Raw genomic sequence first — 15,636 nt, 5'->3', positions numbered from 1 at the left:
CTTGCGAATGGCCACGCGTGACAAAACGCGAGAGAAGATCGTGTATAGGTGCGAGAATGACCCCATGCCCGCCGTCGGTACGGGCTCTATCGTCGGGGATAACGGCTCCGGCCTGCGCAATGCATCTGTGAAAGCGGCCACCGTCGGCGTACTCGGGCAGAGCGTTGACGCCCGCAGCTACCACGGCATCGACAAACCCTTCCTTGAACGGATGCTCGGCTCTTTGGAGAGCATTCTGATCAATTTTATTCACGGCTATACCGGCCAAAAAACGCAGAGGCCCTGCCGAAGCCCGATACGAAGGGTAAACTGTCATGAGTTTCGGCGGCTGGCAGCATTTCGACACTCAAGGCAGCGCATTACAGCTTCCCTAGGGCGGATCGTCTGAGGGACGACATGGTCTGGATGGTCACAGACTATTACGCCAAAGCCTCCCTACACCGACCTTTCGAGGCGCGTGGTTTGCTGGTCACGGGCTCGTCCCGCACCGGCAAGTCGACTGAAATCCGGCGCCAGATCGACGCCTTAAACGATGGCTCCACGATCATGCCGGATGGCCGGCCCGCGCGCTTTGTATCGGTTGTCTTGAAAGGTCTGCTCTCGTGGAAGGATCTCGGGATCCACACTTTGGATCAGGGGCTGAACTACCCCGCAATCGGGCGATTGACACAGTGGGAAGTCTGGGAGCGTGTCGTGATTCAGGCCCGAGAACAAGGTGTGATCGGCATCCACTATGACGAATGTCAGCACATCTTTCCCCGCGTGACCGGAGAAGCGCGGGCGATGATCTTGGACAGCTTCAAATCTCTTTTGAAGCAACCGGAATGGCCGCTCATGCTGATCCTCTCCGGCGTCGATAGCCTGATGCAGTACATAAAGTACATAACCAGTGAAGAGCAACTGGCCTATTTGATGCGACCGATCTCGTTTCCCGAGGTTACGCTGCATCGCTCCGCTGATCTGGCGGAGATGGTCAGCCTTTGTCATGCTTATGCGGATAAGGCCGGGCTGGCGTTTGACGCGCTCAATACGCGGGCCCTTTTTCGTTTGATCGGCTTTAAAGGCGCTAGAAGCGGCGTTTGCAATTGCTCCAACATCTAAGACGGGCAGAAATTAAGATGTTATCTCAATCGGTTGCGGATGATTCGTTTTTTGAGCCGTTGAAATCGGTATTCTTATGGTCCAATGACACAAAGCGCCCTGCGCAGGCAGGTTTTGGCGCGGTGTCTCAAAATTTGCAAATCGACGGAGAATCCCCTTAATTTTAGGGGTTAAGCCCGTGTTCATTCCTCTCTGTTACTCCCCATGGCGGGTGAACATGAGGTGGTGGTATGAGCGGAAAGGGTAACGCTCCGATTATCATCAAGAAGAAGAAGGTTATTCAGGGCGGCGGCCACCATGGCGGTGCCTGGAAAGTCGCCTATGCCGATTTCGTGACGGCGATGATGGCCTTTTTCCTTTTGATGTGGTTGCTCAATGCGACAACGGAGAAACAGCGCAAAGGCTTGGCGGATTATTTCAATCCGACCATTCCCGTGAACCGGATTTCCGGCGGTGGTGATGGTTCCTTCGGCGGTGACTCGGTGTTTACCGAGGAAACCCTGTCGCAAAACGGCACGGGGGCGTCGAGCGCCCATGCGGCCAGTGACAGCGGTGCCGCCAAGAATGACACATCGGCCGAGCAAGATGCCGTGAAGGCCATGGATGCCAAGTCCTTTGCGGATGCTCAGGAGCTTCTGACCGCCTTCAGCGGCGAAAGCATGGCGGCCGACAAGGCGCTGCGGCATATCGTGACGCGGGTCACCGACGAGGGTTTGATCATCGAGCTGTACGATCTCGAGGGAGAGCCGCTTTTTGCCCCAAGATCGGGAGAGCCCGAAGAGGTGCTTGTTCTTTTGATTGGTATGCTTTCTGAAGTGTTCAAAGTCGTGCGAAATGACATCGCGATTACGGGATATGTGCGTTCCGAACCTCTGGTCGTTGCGGACAATCCGGTCTGGGATCTGTCGAGCAGGAGGGCGGATCAGATTCGCCTCTTGCTTGAGGCGAATGGCACGCCGTCGAAACGCATTCAGCGGGTGACGGGCTCGGCGGATCGGAAACCGGCTGTCGGCAATCCCATGGCCTTGCGCAATAACAGGGTCGAGATCGTTTTGTTGCGCAATCAGGTCGGTAAATAGCTCGCATTTTAGACGTTAGGGGCGTGTTAAGGCCCGGCGTACATGCTGAGGCCAGTTCTTCGGGTCTTAGCAGCAGAAAGGCGCTCCCCCTATGTCTATTTCATCCTCGCTCAACGCCGGTGTGGCCGGGCTCAGCGCCAACGCCACTCGCCTTGCGACCATTTCCGACAATATCGCGAACTCCGGGACCTATGGCTACAAACGGGCGGAAACCGAATTCGAGTCCTTTGTCATTACTGGATCTACGAGTTCCGGTACCTATTCCGCCGGCGGTGTGCGGGCAAGCAGTTCGCGCCTGATCGGGGAGCAGGGCGCGCTGGTGTCCACCTCGAATGCCACGGACATCGCCGTGTCCGGCAATGGTTTCATCCCGGTCACGACCGAGGTGTCTCTGGACGGCACCATGGGGGATCAGCCTCTGATGATGACCACCACAGGGTCCTTCTACACCGATGCCGACGGCATTCTTAAAACCGACTCGGGTCTCGTGCTTCTGGGCTGGCCTGCCGAAGCGGACGGTTCGATTGCGACTTATGCCCGTGACACGATGACGGGTCTCGAACCCGTGGTCATCAATTCGAACCAGACGGCCGGCGACCCGACCACGGAAATCAATCTGGGCGTCAACTTGCCGGCTGAGGATGCCGACTCTGCCTTGCCGCTTTCCGTTGAATATTTCGGCAACCTCGGCACATCGGAATCGCTCGATATCACCTTCACGCCGGACACGGTGACCGCAAACACCTGGACCATGACGATCACCGATTCCGCGTCGGGCGGGGCGATCATCGGGGAATACACGCTTGTATTCGACGATTCTCGAGGCGCGGGCGGCACCCTGTCTTCGGTGACGCCGACGGCGAACAATCCGGTGGGGGCCGATTACAACGCGACAGATGGCACTCTGGCCCTGACCGTGGATGGCGGTCCGATCGAAATGACCATCGGCAAGCCGGGCGACACCAACGGCCTGACCCAGCTGTCCGACAGTTTCGCGCCGACCTCGATTTCCAAGGACGGTTCACCGGTTGGTAACCTCACCTCGGTAGAAATCGACGATGGTGGCTATATCACCGCGACCTATGACACGGGGTTTACCCGCGTGATCTATCAGATCCCGCTTGTGGATGTGCCCAACCCGAATGGTCTGACCGCCTTGGGCAACCAGACTTATCAGGTTTCGCCGGACTCCGGGTCCTTCTTCCTGTGGGATGCCGGTGACGGCCCGACCGGGACGATCGAAGGTTACGCACGTGAAAGCTCCACCACGGATGTGGCGGCGGAACTGACCGATCTCATCCAGACCCAACGGGCCTATTCGTCGAATGCGAAGGTCATCCAGACGGTCGATGAGATGCTGCAGGAGACGACGAACATCAAACGGTAAGGCTTGAAACGCCTATGGGGGCAGGAGGATAGACGATGAGTATTTCGAATGCTCTGGCGAATGCGTTGACGGGGCTGAATGCCGTGTCACGTGCGGCCGATGTCGTGTCGTCGAATGTCGCCAATGCCATGACCGAAGGCTATGGCAAGCGTGAGATCGAGTTGACGTCGCAACAGGTCGGAAAGTCCGGTTCAGGCGTGTCCGTGGTCGGCGTCAACCGCTACTATGATCCGGTGACGACGGGCGAGCGGCGTTATGCGGATGCGGAGGTCGCGCTCGAAGGCACGCGTGCCGAGTTTTACGACACGTATGCAGAAGCGATGGGGCAGGTGGACGAGGAGGATTCGATTGCAGGTCGGATCACCGGTCTTGAAACGGCTCTCATCGAAGCGGCCAGCCGCCCGGATTCGGAAGCGCGGCTGACTACGGTTCTGGATGCCGCACAGGATCTCGCCAAACGGATCAACGATGCTGCCGATGTGATCACGGACACCCGTATGGCGGCGGATAAGGAGATCGGCCAGACCGTCGATTTTCTCAATTCCGCATTGCAGCAGGTCGTCGATCTCAACGTCGCCATTCAGAAGCAGATCACGCAAGGTTATGACGCCAATGCTCTGATGGATCAGAGGCAAACCCTTGTGGACCAGATCTCCGAGATCATTCCAGTCAACGAAATCCAAAAAGACAACGGGATGATCGCGCTCTACACCAATGGTGGCGCCTTTCTGGTCGACTCGAAAGCGGCCACTTTGGAATTCACCGCGACCCCGACAATCTCCGCCGATATGACGCTCGACAATGGCGCGCTGTCCGGACTGACCATCAACGGCGTCGCCGTGTCGACCGACGCGGAAAAGGGGGCGATTGCAGGGGGGAAACTGGCAGGGCTCTTTGAGGTACGAGACGAGCTTGCCCCGCAGGCCCAACTGGAACTCGATGCCCTTGCGCGCGATTTCATAGAACGGTTTCAGACCACCGATGCAGATGCCTCACTGACGACTGGCGCGGCTGGTCTGTTCACCGACGGTGGCTCGGTCTTCGATACTGCAGATGAAGAGGGGCTGGCGGGGCGCATTTCGGTCAACGCTTTGGTTGATCCCGATGCGGGTGGTGACCTTTGGAAACTGCGCGACGGTTTGGGGGCTTTGGCCGAGGGCGATCAGGGCGACGCAACCATTCTGAACTCCCTGACCGAAGCGCTACAGAATTCACGCGTCGCCTCGTCTGGCGGTCTGACGGGAATCGAGCGATCCGCTCTGGGTCTTGCCTCCGACATCTATTCTTTGGCGCAAACCAGACAACTCAATGCCGAAGCGGATCTGAGTTACGCTTCGGCGCGACAGGAGTCGCTCGAGGAGATCGAATTGGCGAACGGTGTCGACACGGATTACGAGATGCAGCGGCTTTTGGTGATCGAGCAAACCTATGCGGCGAACGCAAAGGTGATCGAGACGATTCAGACGCTGATGGATCAGCTGATGGGGATTTGACGATGAGCGCGATTTCTTTCGGTGATATGGCGGCCTCTCTGCGCAATATGCGCATGACGGCACAGGTGAAACAGGACCTCGATCGGTACAATTACGAGGTGGCAAGCGGTGAAAAATACGATCTCGCCGAGGCCGTCTCGGGGGATTTCACGCCTTTGGCGTCGATCGAACGGGCCCTGCGGATACTGAGTTCCTATGATACGGCGATACAGGAGGCGAGTTTGTTCGCCACGGCGATGCAAACAAGTTTCGAAGCGGTATCGACCCATGTCGAGGAGCTGTCTTCTACTCTTCTGACAGCCTCCACCAATGCGGATGCCACAAGTGTCTCCGTCGCCGCAACCGATGCCAGGACCCGCTTTGACGCCGTGGTGTCGACCCTGAACACCCGGATCGGGGATCGGTCCATGCTCAGTGGAACGGCCACCGGAAAAACCTCTCTGATGTCGGCGGATGACATGATGGCGGAGTTGTTGACGGCGGTTTCCGGCGCGACCACGGTCGAAGACGTCGAAATCATCGTCGAGGATTGGTTCCTGTCTGCTGGCGGTGGCTATGAAACCGTGGCCTATCAGGGCTCTGCCAACACGTTGTCCCCCTTCTCTCTGGGAGAAGACGAAACTGTGCGGATGGACATCACTGCGCTGGACGAGTCGGTGCGTGAGACATTGAAAGGTCTGGCGCTGGCCTCCCTCGTCGATGAAGGGGTTTTCGAAAACGATGTGAGTGCCCAAGCATCCTTGCTCCGAAGTTCCGGTGAGGCGCTGATGGGGGCGCGATCGGGGCTTGCGAATCTACAGGCGCGTGTCGGGAGCGTCGAGGCCCGAATCGAGGAAGCCAGTCTAGCGAACACCGCCATGACCTATTCCTATGAAACGGCCAAATCCGAAATCATTTCGGCCGATGCCTATGAAGCGGCGTCGATGCTCACACAAACGGAAACGCAGCTTCAACTCATGTACACCCTGACTGCCCGTATGTCGCAACTCAGCCTCGCGGATTACCTCTGATGTTCAAAATGTTTCTCTCTTTTCTGTTCGCCATTTGTCTCGCTTTGCCTGCCACGGCCAATCCCATCCGGATCAAGGATCTGGTGGAATTCGACGGTGTGCGCGGTAACGATCTTGTCGGCTATGGTCTCGTGGTCGGCCTGAACGGCAGCGGAGACGGTATCCGCAACGCGCCTTTCACCGAGGAGATCATGTCGAGCATTCTCGAACGTCTCGGCGTCAATGTGACCGGCGAACAATTCCGCCCGAAAAACGTGGCGGCGGTGTTTGTAACGGCGGATCTGCCGCCGTTTTCGCGCGCGGGCAGCAAGATCGATGTGACTGTTTCCGCCATTGGCGATGCCAAAAGTCTTTTGGGCGGAACCCTGATCATGACGCCCCTGAACGCGCCGGATGGTCAGATTTACGCGGTTGCGCAAGGCACGATCATCGCCGGGGGCGCTTCGGCACAGGGGGACGGGACCTCCGTCGTACAAGGTGTGCCGACCTCGGGTGTAATCCCTTCGGGTGCGCGTGTGGAACGGGAGATTGACTTCGACTTCACACAAATGAAATCGGTGCGTCTGGCCCTGAGGGAGCCGGATTTCACCACGGCCGAGCGGATCGAAAATGCGATCAATCAGGATTTCGGGCGCGTCGTGTCGCGTATGCTGGATGCCGGGACGGTGGTCCTCGACATCAAGGCGACCCGGGAATTGTCCCCGGCGCATGCCTTGGGGCGGGTCGAGAATATATCCGTGCAGCCGGAGCGCAAGGCGCGCGTGGTTGTCGATCAGCGCTCCGGCACCATCGTCATGGGTGAGGATGTCCGGATTTCCCGGGTGGCGGTCAGCCAGGGTAATCTGACCCTGCGGATCGAGGAAGAGCCGCTCGTGGTGCAACCCAACCCGTTTTCCGACGGTGGAACGGTCGTCATCCCACGGACCCGTGCCGCGATCGAGGAAGAACCGGGGATCGGTCTGGCAGAGATCCATGAGGGCACGTCCCTGTCGGAAGTCATTGCCGGGCTGAACGCTCTGGGCGTGTCGCCGCGGGACATGATCGACATTTTGAAAAGCATCAAGGCGGCAGGAGCCCTGCACGCAGAGTTCGTGGTGCGGTGACGGGGCTGACCGGCTTGAGCACATGAAGAAACCCGGGTGAGAGATGCCTCACGCGGGTTTGTGCTGTTTTGCGCGATCAGAAGTAGCTGCGCACCAGAGCGCTGGAGATCAGGGCCCAGCCATCGGAAACCACGAAGAAGGCGAGTTTGAAGGGCAGGGAGACGATGGCGGGAGGGACCATCATCATCCCCATCGACATCAGGATCGCGGAGACGACAAGGTCGATGATCAGGAAGGGCAGGAACACGAGAAAGCCGATCTGGAAGGCGCGTTGAATTTCCGAAAGCAGGAAAGAGGGGATCAGAAGCGACAGCGGGGCTTCGCGTGTGAGGCCATCCTCATTATTGGCGAAATCCGGTCGCAAATCCTGCAATTCGGCAAAGGTATCCGGGTCGGTCCGGTTCGACATGAAGCCGCGAAACGGGTCCATGCTAAGGCGAAAGGCCTCGTCGAATTCGATCTCGTTGTTCACATAGGGCTGCACGCCGGTCGTCCAGCTTTCGACGAAAACCGGCTCCATGACGAAATAGGTGAGAAACATCGCGAGGCTGACCATGAGCATGTTGGGCGGCGATTGTTGCAACCCGATGGCCTGACGCAGAATGGACAGAACCGTCACGATGAACGGAAAGCAGGTCAGAGTGACGGCGATGCCCGGCACGATGCTGAGCACGGTCACCAGAAGCAGAAGCTGGATCGAGCGGGCGGCGAGAGAGCCGTCGTCGCCGAGATCGAGTGTGATGTTCTGGGCAATCGCCGCGTCGCTCAGGCCCAGAACAAGTGCGACCACGAGCAACAGAAAAGGATACGCTCGCATTTTCGCTCACAGACCGTTTTTCAGATCGGCAACTTCGGTCAGGCGCACGGCAAGCTGACCGGGTTGCCCGCCCTCGACCTCCTGCAACTCTCCTCGCGCGATCAGCTTGTCGCCAATGTAAAGCTCTACCGGATCGTCGACATTGCGGTCGAGCGGCAGAATGCTGTCGCTTTGCAGTCGCAGCAAATCCTTGACCAGCGGGCGGGCCTTGCCGACGGAGATCGTGATTTCGATCGGAACTTGAGAAAACGGGTTCGCCGCGCTGTCTTCCGTATGATCAACCATGTTTCATGGCCTCCTCGTTCAATGCATAGACCGCCTTGATCGCCTGGCCGATTTTTTCCACGGTGGCGTCCATATCGATCTTTTTTTCAAGTTCACCCATGCGCAGATAGACCTGCCCTTCGGCGAGGCTTGGTTCCTCTATGATTTCGAGCGGAATGGTTAACGACCCGTCAACGAGATGCTGAATTGCCGGACGTGATGCCGTTGAAACAACGATCTGGATCGGCGCATCGGAGGCCGCCTCGGCCATGGGCAGCAATTCCTCGAGAATCGTTTGGCCAAGTGTTTGAGACACGAGCCGCGGCAGCACCTTGCTCACCATTTCGGTCAGCAGGGGTTCGAGGGCCTTCATGATGTGTGACCGCGCCTCATGAAAGGTGAAGCCCAGATCCTGAAGATTGCGTGCGAATTCGACCCCGATGCGGGACTGGTCCTCGGCCTCGGCGCGGGCCGCATCATCCCATCCGGCCTTGTAACCCTGCTCATAGGCTGCCATGCGATTGGCTTCGATCTCTTCAGGGCTGGGACCGGGCCGTGCGGCGGGGGCCGCGACCGGCGCAGTCTTCGGGTGCGTTGGCGGCTTGGGGCGTGGCGTGGCACCGAAATCCTCAAGTGGAAACAGAGGTTTCATCATGCATCCTCCTCGGTGTCTTCCATCCAGCTCCGCAGAATCTCAACGGTTTCTTCCTGACGGTCCTCGATGAGTTTCTTGAGCCGTTTGACCGGGTCCGAGGGCATACCGATCTCGTCGTCGCCAAAGTCGAAGTCGGACACGACCCCCATGGTCGGCAGCGCGAACCCGCCGGTGTCGATTTCGCCGTTCAGTGCGGGGGCAGCAGGGCGGGGAAGATCCGGGACCGGAATTGTTGCGGGCATATTCTCGAAGTCGGACTGCGTGTCCTGAGTGGCGGGAGCGGGCAGGGCGACTACCGGCTTCGCAAGTAGCGGGCGCAGGACAAACAAGCCGAGCAGAAGGGAAACCACAGCCAGAACCGTAAGTTGAATCAAGGACATCAAATCGATGCTCATGGCCGAAATCAGCGAACTCTGTGCTTCGGTTCCCTCAATGGCGAGGGGTTCGAACTCCATGGTTTTGAGCGTGATCTGATCACCGCGGGCTTCATCGAACCCGATGGCGGAGGCCACGAGATCACGCAGCGCGTCGAGTTCTTCGGCACTGCGGGGCGCCCAGATGACCTCCCCTGTATCGGGATTGAGCGTGCGGATACCGTCGACCAGGACCGCAACGGTGAGCCGTTTTATCGCCCCCGGACCGCGTTGAATTTCACGCCGGGTTTCGGACACCTCATAATTCACGCGCTCGCGGGTTTCGCTGTTGTTCGAACTGGAATCGCCGCCACCGGCCCCGGCCCCGTTGGGCAGGTTCGAGGCGACCGTGACGGAGCCACCGCCCGTATCCTGAGACGAATTGCTGCGTTCTTCGGTCTCCGAACTGATCGCGACACGGCTTTCCGGATCGAAATGACGCTCTACAATCGATTCCTGATCGGTGACCGTCTCCATGGACACCTCGACCACGGCCTTGCCAGCTCCGACTCGGGCTTCGAGCAGGCGCTGTACATTCTGGCGCAACTCATCGGTGCGATCATTGCTCGTACCGCTGCCGGTCTGTGTTTCATCTCCCGCGACCACGACGCCGTTGCGGCCGTCGATCACGGACACATCCTCCGGCGCGAGACCTGCGACGGCGGAGGAAACGAGAGAACGGAAGGCCTTGGCCTGATCTGCGGAAATGGCGCCACTGACGGCCGTGACGGTGACGGAGGCGGAGGCGGCGATCTGGCGTTTGAACGGTTGCGAGGAGGGGTTGGCAATGTGCACGCGCGCCGAGCGGATTTGCTGCGACGATACGATGGTGCGGGCCAGTTCGCCTTCTTTGGCACGCCAATAGGCGGCGTCGAACATTTGCGAGGTGGTCCCGAACCCCGACAGCGAGTCGAGCAATTCATATCCGCCTGTGGAATTGGCGGGCAGCCCTTCCGAGGCCAGCGTCATGCGCAGTTCGTCGCGCTGGTTGGCGGGAACGAAAATTGCACCGCCACGAATCTCATAGGCGACACCCTGAGCCTCGAGCGACTGGACAATCTCGCCTGCCGCACTCGATTCGAGACCGGAATAGAGCAGGGACATCGACGGTTTCGTCGCCATGCGCGACAGGCCGATGATGGCGGCGAACATGAGAGCGGTCGCGCCAATCACGATGATACGGCGTTTGGGGTCGAGGTTGGACCAGATTGAGAGGATCTGTTGCAAGACGACACTCCTTGGATGTGCGGGCTTCTGCCCCCGTCTCTCCTAGAAATGTCCGATCAGCCTTAATAATCGGTTAGCTACCTTGGGGATAAAACAGATTCGGAAAAAATTTTTCTGGATTGGACCAATGGCTGAAGAAGAACAGCTGGAAGAGGAACCGAAGAAAAAATCGAAGCTGCCCCTTATTCTCGGGGTGGTCTTGATGTTGGTTCTGGGCGGCGGCGGATTTTTCGCGGTCTATTCGGGGATGCTGTTTGCGCCCGAGGAGACGCATGTCGATGAGGACCTGAGTGCATTGGAAGAGGAGGCGATGACGCCCCTGCCCAATGTGGCCTTCGTGTCTGTCGAGCCGCTGATCGTGAATTTGATCGACCTGTCGGGGCGTGCGCGTCACCTGCGGTTCCAGGCCCAGCTCGAGGTTCCCGCCCAGTACGAGCAGGAGGTGATCACCTTGCTGCCCCGTATTGTGGATGTGCTGAACGGCTATCTGCGCGCGGTCGATGTAGCGGAGTTGGAAAACCCCTCCGCCCTGGTGCGTCTGCGGGCGCAAATTCTCAGACGTCTTCAGATCGTTGCCGGGGAAAACCGGGTGAAGGACGTTCTGATTATGGAATTCGTGATCAATTGAGGAGGCGGAGATGGAGCTGATCGCTGATATGCTGATGATCGCCGGCACGGTGGCCGTGGCCATCTATTGCGTGGTTCTGGCCCGTAGGCTCAGCCGTTTCACCGACCTCGAAAAAGGCGTCGGCGGCGCGATTGCGGTCTTGTCCGCCCAGGTGGACGACATGACGAAAACCCTGACGCGGGCGCAGAAAACGGCGGGGGCCTCTGCGGTCAAGCTCGAGGATCTGACACAACGCGCAGAAGACGTGTCGCGGCGTCTGGAGCTGTTGATTGCGTCGATGCATGACTTGCCGACGGTTTCAGAGACTGGAAGCCCGGCCAAACCTTCCGCCCCTCAGCCGGAGGTGAGGGAGGAGGAGGTTGGCGAGACCCTGTTTCTGAGCCAAAGAAGCCGGGTGGAGGCTGCCGAATGACACAGACAACACCTTCCACGCTTAAAAAACCGGAAAAAGCCAGACGCAAACGGCGTCCCGGGCGCGGTGCGCTTTGGTTGATCGCCATGGTTTTTCTGGCTTCCGCAGTCATCCGGCTTGTCTCGGGCACCGGCGCTGCCATCGCGCGGGAAATGTCGGAATTGACCCATGGCGATGTGGCGGAAGAGCATTCCGCGACCTCTGAGCTGTGTAAAACCGATGCGGAAACGTCGGCCCTGCTCGAAGCTCTGCTCAAGCGGGAGAAAGACGTCGAAGAGCGAGAATTGATGTTGGCTCAGAAAGTGAAAGCGGTCGAGTTGGCGCGCACGGAAGTGATGCAAAACATGGCAGCGCTCGAGGATGCGGAAGCGCGACTCGAGGCAACCATGACGCGGTCTCAAAGCGCCGCCGAGGACGATCTGGCCAAGTTGACGGCGGTTTACGAGTCGATGAAACCCAAGGAGGCAGCGGCCTTGTTCGAGGCCATGTCTCCGGATTTTGCGGCTGGTTTTCTCGGGCGCATGCGCTCCGATGCGGCGGGCGCGATCATGGCGGGGCTGACACCGGAAACGGCCTACACGATTTCCGTCATTCTGGCGGGCCGCAATGCCAGGGCGCCGAGCGAATAAGAGGAGCTGAGCAAACTTTCTTAAGAGGTTTGTGGCAGGCTGCGCCTGTTTGGTCCCCGTGGATGAGGAAACAAGAACATGATCGGTATTGTCGGGATTTTGCTGATCTTCGTGATGGTCTTCGGTGGCTATATCGCGGCGGGCGGCAAACTTGGGATCATTCTGAAATCGCTGCCGTTCGAGTTCATGATGATTGGTGGCGCGGCTGCCGGGGCTTTCGTGATTTCCAACGACATGCCCGGGATCAAGCACACGCTCAAGGACATTGGCAAGGTGTTCAAAGGCCCGAAGTGGAAGCCCGAGGACTACAAGGATCTTCTGTGTCTGTTATTCGAATTGATCCGGCTTGCGCGGCAAAACCCTGTCGGTCTCGAGGAACATATCGAAGCCCCGGAAAACTCGTCGATTTTCACGAAATATCCCAAAATTCTTGCGGATAAAGAGGCGATTTCGCTGATTTGCGACACGCTTCGTTCAGCATCGATGAACTATGACGATCCGCATCAGGTCGAGGAAGTGCTCGAGAAGCGGCTTGAGGCGAACTTGCACCATGCACTGCACTCCTCACACGCAATGGCCGCGATCGGGGATGGTTTGCCAGCGCTTGGGATCGTTGCGGCAGTGCTCGGGGTGATCAAGACCATGGCCTCGATCGACCAGCCGCCTGAAATTCTCGGCAAGATGATTGGTGGTGCGCTTGTCGGCACATTCCTCGGGGTGTTTTTGGCCTATGGGATCGTCGGACCGTTTGCAGGGAAAATGCAGACGGTGATCGAAGAGGACGGCCATTTCTATCAGCTGATCCGTGAGGTTCTCGTCGCGAATCTGCACAATCACGCGACGAACATCTGTATTGAGGTGGGGCGCCAAAACACGCCCGGTCATTATCGACCCAGCTTTTCCGATCTTGAAGAAGCACTGAAAGAGGTGAAGTCGGAGGCGGCATGATCCGGATTTTTACACTTTTCGCATTCCTGATGGTTGTCCCGCTGAGCCTTCGTGCCGAAGTGATCGAGGTGCGTTCGGGCGAACATGCCGGGTTTTCCCGACTCGTGATGCAGTTTCCGTCGGTTGTCACTTGGGAGTTCGGTCGGTCCGGCGAGGATTACGAGTTTCGCGTGCGGGATGCGGATGTGACATTCGATACCACGGCGGTATTTGGTAAAATCCCCCGGACGCGGATCGTTTCTCTGAACGGGGGGGAGAACCGTTTGACCGTATCGGTGGGGGGAAATGTCCACGCGGATGTGTTTGAGTTGCGGGCCGGACGGCTCGTCATCGACATCAAGGATGGTGCGCCTGAGGCGGCTTCACCCTTCGAGCAAAAGCTCGCTGAGATTTCGAAAGAACCTGTAGAGAACCAGAAGACACAACCCGTGCAACAGCCTCATGCGATAGATACAGCACCTGAAACCGAAGCCTTGCTGGCATCGGGCGGTCAAGAGCAAATGGGGGCCCCAAACAATGACGATCTGGTTTCCGGGAAACCGTTGGAGTTGCCCGTTATTATTCAGGGCAGCGTAAACAAGACAGAACAGCCTATGCTGTTGCTGCTTGCCGACGACGAATTGACGGAACAGCGCTCCGAAAGAGTGGACAAACTTGAGCGCGAGTTGATCGAACAGATCGGGCGTGCAGCGTCACAAGGTTTGCTGGATGCGGACGTGTCTCAGACCGAGCAAATTGTCGAAGACGTAAACACAGGGTATGGCAGAGAGGAAACGCCCGAGCGTGTGTCAGCCGTACCTCAGGTGGTTCAACCCGCGACAGAGCGCAGCCATGTTCGGATTCAATCGTCCATAGACCGGGATCAAACCAATCTTACCGATATGCAGATCGCAGACAATCATGGAAATATATGTATTGAAAATCAATATGTTGAAATTTCAAATTGGGGCGATCCACCGGATGAGGAACTGCAATTTTCAACCTTGCGGGCTGCCACACTTGGTGAGTTTGATCAACCCGATCCCGAGGGTGTCAAACGTCTTGCCCGGTATTATATTTTTCTGACATTCGGGGTAGAGGCCAAAGCCGTGATGACGAATTTCGGCATTCATGTCGATGGTGAAGACATCCTTCGGGCAATGGCCGATATCATGGATGAGGGCTATTCTGACAAGCCCGGGCGTCTGGAATATCAGTTCCATTGCGACGGGCCAACGGCGTTCTGGTCGGTCATGGCGAAAGAACATCTGAGCATATGGGAAGACTATAACCTCGACAGCGTGCGTGCGACCTTTTCGGCTCTGCCGATTCATTTGCGGAGACATTTGGGCCCGACCTTATCCGAGCGATTTTTGGCGATCGGTGATGAGAAAACGGCTCAATACATCCAAAATGCGATTGCGCGTGCGGGGGGCGATCAGGGCGATGCATTCTCGCTTCTCGATGCTGAGTTGACTCTAGCGGACGGAGATATGGCAAATGGGACTGCTAAGTTGGAAGGTATCGTGGCGGAAGATGGCCCTGATGCGGCAGAAGCACTTGTAAAACTGATCGCTGCGAAGATTCAGGCGGGCGAAGCGATTGACCAAAAAACTGCGGAGACGGCAGAGGTTATGGCGGTTGAATATCGCGGAAACCCATATGAAATGTCATTGCAGAACGCGGCTATTTTGGCACGCATTCATTCCGGAGATGCAGACATGGCCCTGCGCCAGATTCTGGATGAAAACACGCGTATTGAGACTGAAAACAGGGAGGCTTTGGTTTCCGAGGCGCTTCTGGTCCTGTCCCGAGATGCTGATCTGACGCAGTTTTCGAAAGTCATGTTGGGCCATATCGACGACATTTCGCATATGAAGCTCACGGATGCGGCTCGTTTGGAGGCGGCGAAGCGTCTGTTGAGTTCCGGCTTTTTCAGGGAGGCGTTGGACTTGATGGCTGGCTATGCGGTGCAGGACGATGCAGATGCAAAGCGTACCCTTGCAAAAGCATTTCTTGGAATTGGCGAACCGGAAGCCGCGCTGCGATATGCATCTAAGCTCGAGGATGAAGAGGCCAAACGCCTTGTCGCCAAAGCCTATTTTTATCTCAACGATCCTGAAAGTGCCTTGCGTGCACTGGACGGTCTCGCGCCCGACACGGAAAGCGATGCCTTGTCGATTATTGCGGAAGATTGGGATGCTTTGGAGCAGTCGAACTCGCCGGAAATGTCACGATTGGCGGAAATCATCCAACAAGACACTCTGACAGGTGACATCGGTGCGGAGGGCGCTCCGTCACTCTCTTCTGTGCATGATATGATTTCTGCCAGCCAAAAAACGCGGGAGGCCTTGGGCGCTTTGTTGAACTAACGGCGTCTTGGTCGCGGTTATACACGCTTTGTAAACCATGCTCGTCCTACTCTCTCCGAAAATGTGGCAAGAATTGCAGCGGGTATTCGGACATGAGAAGCGGATTCTGGTACTTTGGG

At 57.7% G+C, this 15,636-nt stretch carries 16 protein-coding genes; 12 read left to right on the top strand and 4 right to left on the bottom strand.

The window, feature by feature from the left end; genetic code table 11:
* Positions 1-7: 7 nt before the first annotated feature.
* The 7 genes from V1475_RS04005 to V1475_RS03975 all read left to right on the top strand — a co-directional run bounded on the left by V1475_RS04005 (position 8) and on the right by V1475_RS03975 (position 7,173).
* Positions 8-388 (top strand): hypothetical protein, encoded by a 381-nt coding sequence (locus V1475_RS04005; protein WP_479411723.1) that lies wholly within the window; start codon positions 8-10, stop codon positions 386-388.
* 8 nt (positions 389-396) lie between these two features.
* Entirely contained in the window at positions 397-1,101 is a 705-nt protein-coding gene (locus V1475_RS04000) for an AAA family ATPase (protein WP_479411722.1), read from the top strand.
* Between the two features lie 230 nt (positions 1,102-1,331).
* Positions 1,332-2,180, top strand: a complete 849-nt coding sequence (locus tag V1475_RS03995) for an OmpA/MotB family protein (RefSeq protein WP_479411721.1) — start codon at positions 1,332-1,334, stop codon at positions 2,178-2,180.
* A gap of 91 nt (positions 2,181-2,271) precedes the next feature.
* The gene (locus tag V1475_RS03990) at positions 2,272-3,567 is read left to right on the top strand and encodes a flagellar hook protein FlgE (protein WP_479411720.1); all 1,296 of its coding nucleotides are present in this window, start codon (positions 2,272-2,274) and stop codon (positions 3,565-3,567) included.
* A 35-nt stretch (positions 3,568-3,602) separates the two neighbouring features.
* A complete protein-coding gene (flgK, locus tag V1475_RS03985) occupies positions 3,603-5,060 on the top strand; it encodes a flagellar hook-associated protein FlgK (protein ID WP_479411719.1) in 1,458 nt (485 codons plus the stop codon).
* Positions 5,061-5,062: 2 nt separating this feature from the next.
* Positions 5,063-6,070, top strand: coding sequence for a flagellin (locus V1475_RS03980; RefSeq protein ID WP_479411718.1), 1,008 nt, complete (start codon positions 5,063-5,065; stop codon positions 6,068-6,070).
* Entirely contained in the window at positions 6,070-7,173 is a 1,104-nt protein-coding gene (locus V1475_RS03975; protein WP_479411717.1) for a flagellar basal body P-ring protein FlgI, read from the top strand. Before V1475_RS03980 ends, V1475_RS03975 begins: the two co-directional genes overlap by 1 nt.
* A gap of 76 nt (positions 7,174-7,249) precedes the next feature.
* On the opposite strand, the gene fliP is transcribed toward V1475_RS03975, so the two are convergent.
* From fliP to fliF, 4 genes are read right to left on the bottom strand one after another with little or no spacing between them, the layout of a single operon-like run.
* Positions 7,250-7,990 (bottom strand): flagellar type III secretion system pore protein FliP, encoded by a 741-nt coding sequence (gene fliP, locus V1475_RS03970; RefSeq protein ID WP_479411716.1) that lies wholly within the window; start codon positions 7,988-7,990, stop codon positions 7,250-7,252.
* Between the two features lie 6 nt (positions 7,991-7,996).
* Positions 7,997-8,275, bottom strand: coding sequence for a FliM/FliN family flagellar motor switch protein (locus tag V1475_RS03965; protein ID WP_479411715.1), 279 nt, complete (start codon positions 8,273-8,275; stop codon positions 7,997-7,999).
* Complete coding sequence (locus V1475_RS03960; protein WP_479411714.1) at positions 8,268-8,909, bottom strand: FliH/SctL family protein; 642 nt, start codon at positions 8,907-8,909, stop codon at positions 8,268-8,270. Before V1475_RS03960 ends, V1475_RS03965 begins: the two co-directional genes overlap by 8 nt.
* Positions 8,906-10,549 carry a flagellar basal-body MS-ring/collar protein FliF gene (gene fliF, locus V1475_RS03955; RefSeq protein ID WP_479411713.1) on the bottom strand — a complete coding sequence of 548 codons (1,644 nt, stop codon included), beginning with the start codon at positions 10,547-10,549 and terminating at the stop codon, positions 8,906-8,908. The genes V1475_RS03960 and fliF overlap by 4 nt, the downstream gene beginning before the upstream one ends.
* Before the next feature lie 127 nt (positions 10,550-10,676).
* On the opposite strand from fliF, the gene V1475_RS03950 reads away from it, so the two are divergent.
* From V1475_RS03950 to V1475_RS03930, 5 genes are all read left to right on the top strand, one after another.
* Positions 10,677-11,177 (top strand): flagellar basal body-associated FliL family protein, encoded by a 501-nt coding sequence (locus V1475_RS03950; protein WP_434289789.1) that lies wholly within the window; start codon positions 10,677-10,679, stop codon positions 11,175-11,177.
* Positions 11,178-11,187: 10 nt separating this feature from the next.
* A complete protein-coding gene (locus V1475_RS03945) occupies positions 11,188-11,589 on the top strand; it encodes a hypothetical protein (protein WP_479411712.1) in 402 nt (133 codons plus the stop codon).
* Positions 11,586-12,218, top strand: a complete 633-nt coding sequence (locus V1475_RS03940; RefSeq protein ID WP_479411711.1) for a MotE family protein — start codon at positions 11,586-11,588, stop codon at positions 12,216-12,218. Before V1475_RS03945 ends, V1475_RS03940 begins: the two co-directional genes overlap by 4 nt.
* Before the next feature lie 78 nt (positions 12,219-12,296).
* On the top strand, positions 12,297-13,166 hold the full coding sequence (gene motA, locus V1475_RS03935; protein WP_479411710.1) for a flagellar motor stator protein MotA: 870 nt from the start codon (positions 12,297-12,299) through the stop codon (positions 13,164-13,166).
* Positions 13,163-15,517, top strand: a complete 2,355-nt coding sequence (locus tag V1475_RS03930) for a hypothetical protein (RefSeq protein ID WP_479411709.1) — start codon at positions 13,163-13,165, stop codon at positions 15,515-15,517. The genes motA and V1475_RS03930 overlap by 4 nt, the downstream gene beginning before the upstream one ends.
* Positions 15,518-15,636 lie beyond the last annotated feature (119 nt).

It is taken from the genome of Celeribacter sp. SCSIO 80838 (genome assembly GCF_056498065.1).
The sequence above is the reverse complement of the archived record's forward strand: the minus strand, read 5'-3'. Positions and strand labels throughout refer to the sequence as shown.

Excerpts from the sequence above, each read along its gene's own strand:
- V1475_RS03975 (WP_479411717.1), top strand. The coding sequence starts at position 6,070 with ATGTTCAAAATGTTTCTCTCTTTTCTGTTCGCCATTTGTCTCGCTTTG.
- V1475_RS03980 (WP_479411718.1), top strand. The coding sequence starts at position 5,063 with ATGAGCGCGATTTCTTTCGGTGATATGGCGGCCTCTCTGCGCAATATG.
- flgK (WP_479411719.1), top strand. The coding sequence starts at position 3,603 with ATGAGTATTTCGAATGCTCTGGCGAATGCGTTGACGGGGCTGAATGCC.
- V1475_RS03945 (WP_479411712.1), top strand. The coding sequence starts at position 11,188 with ATGGAGCTGATCGCTGATATGCTGATGATCGCCGGCACGGTGGCCGTG.
- fliP (WP_479411716.1), bottom strand. The coding sequence starts at position 7,990 with ATGCGAGCGTATCCTTTTCTGTTGCTCGTGGTCGCACTTGTTCTGGGC.
- V1475_RS03965 (WP_479411715.1), bottom strand. The coding sequence starts at position 8,275 with ATGGTTGATCATACGGAAGACAGCGCGGCGAACCCGTTTTCTCAAGTT.
- V1475_RS03940 (WP_479411711.1), top strand. The coding sequence starts at position 11,586 with ATGACACAGACAACACCTTCCACGCTTAAAAAACCGGAAAAAGCCAGA.
- V1475_RS04000 (WP_479411722.1), top strand. The coding sequence starts at position 397 with ATGGTCTGGATGGTCACAGACTATTACGCCAAAGCCTCCCTACACCGA.
- V1475_RS03950 (WP_434289789.1), top strand. The coding sequence starts at position 10,677 with ATGGCTGAAGAAGAACAGCTGGAAGAGGAACCGAAGAAAAAATCGAAG.
- motA (WP_479411710.1), top strand. The coding sequence starts at position 12,297 with ATGATCGGTATTGTCGGGATTTTGCTGATCTTCGTGATGGTCTTCGGT.
- V1475_RS03930 (WP_479411709.1), top strand. The coding sequence starts at position 13,163 with ATGATCCGGATTTTTACACTTTTCGCATTCCTGATGGTTGTCCCGCTG.
- V1475_RS03960 (WP_479411714.1), bottom strand. The coding sequence starts at position 8,909 with ATGATGAAACCTCTGTTTCCACTTGAGGATTTCGGTGCCACGCCACGC.
- V1475_RS03990 (WP_479411720.1), top strand. The coding sequence starts at position 2,272 with ATGTCTATTTCATCCTCGCTCAACGCCGGTGTGGCCGGGCTCAGCGCC.
- V1475_RS03995 (WP_479411721.1), top strand. The coding sequence starts at position 1,332 with ATGAGCGGAAAGGGTAACGCTCCGATTATCATCAAGAAGAAGAAGGTT.
- V1475_RS04005 (WP_479411723.1), top strand. The coding sequence starts at position 8 with ATGGCCACGCGTGACAAAACGCGAGAGAAGATCGTGTATAGGTGCGAG.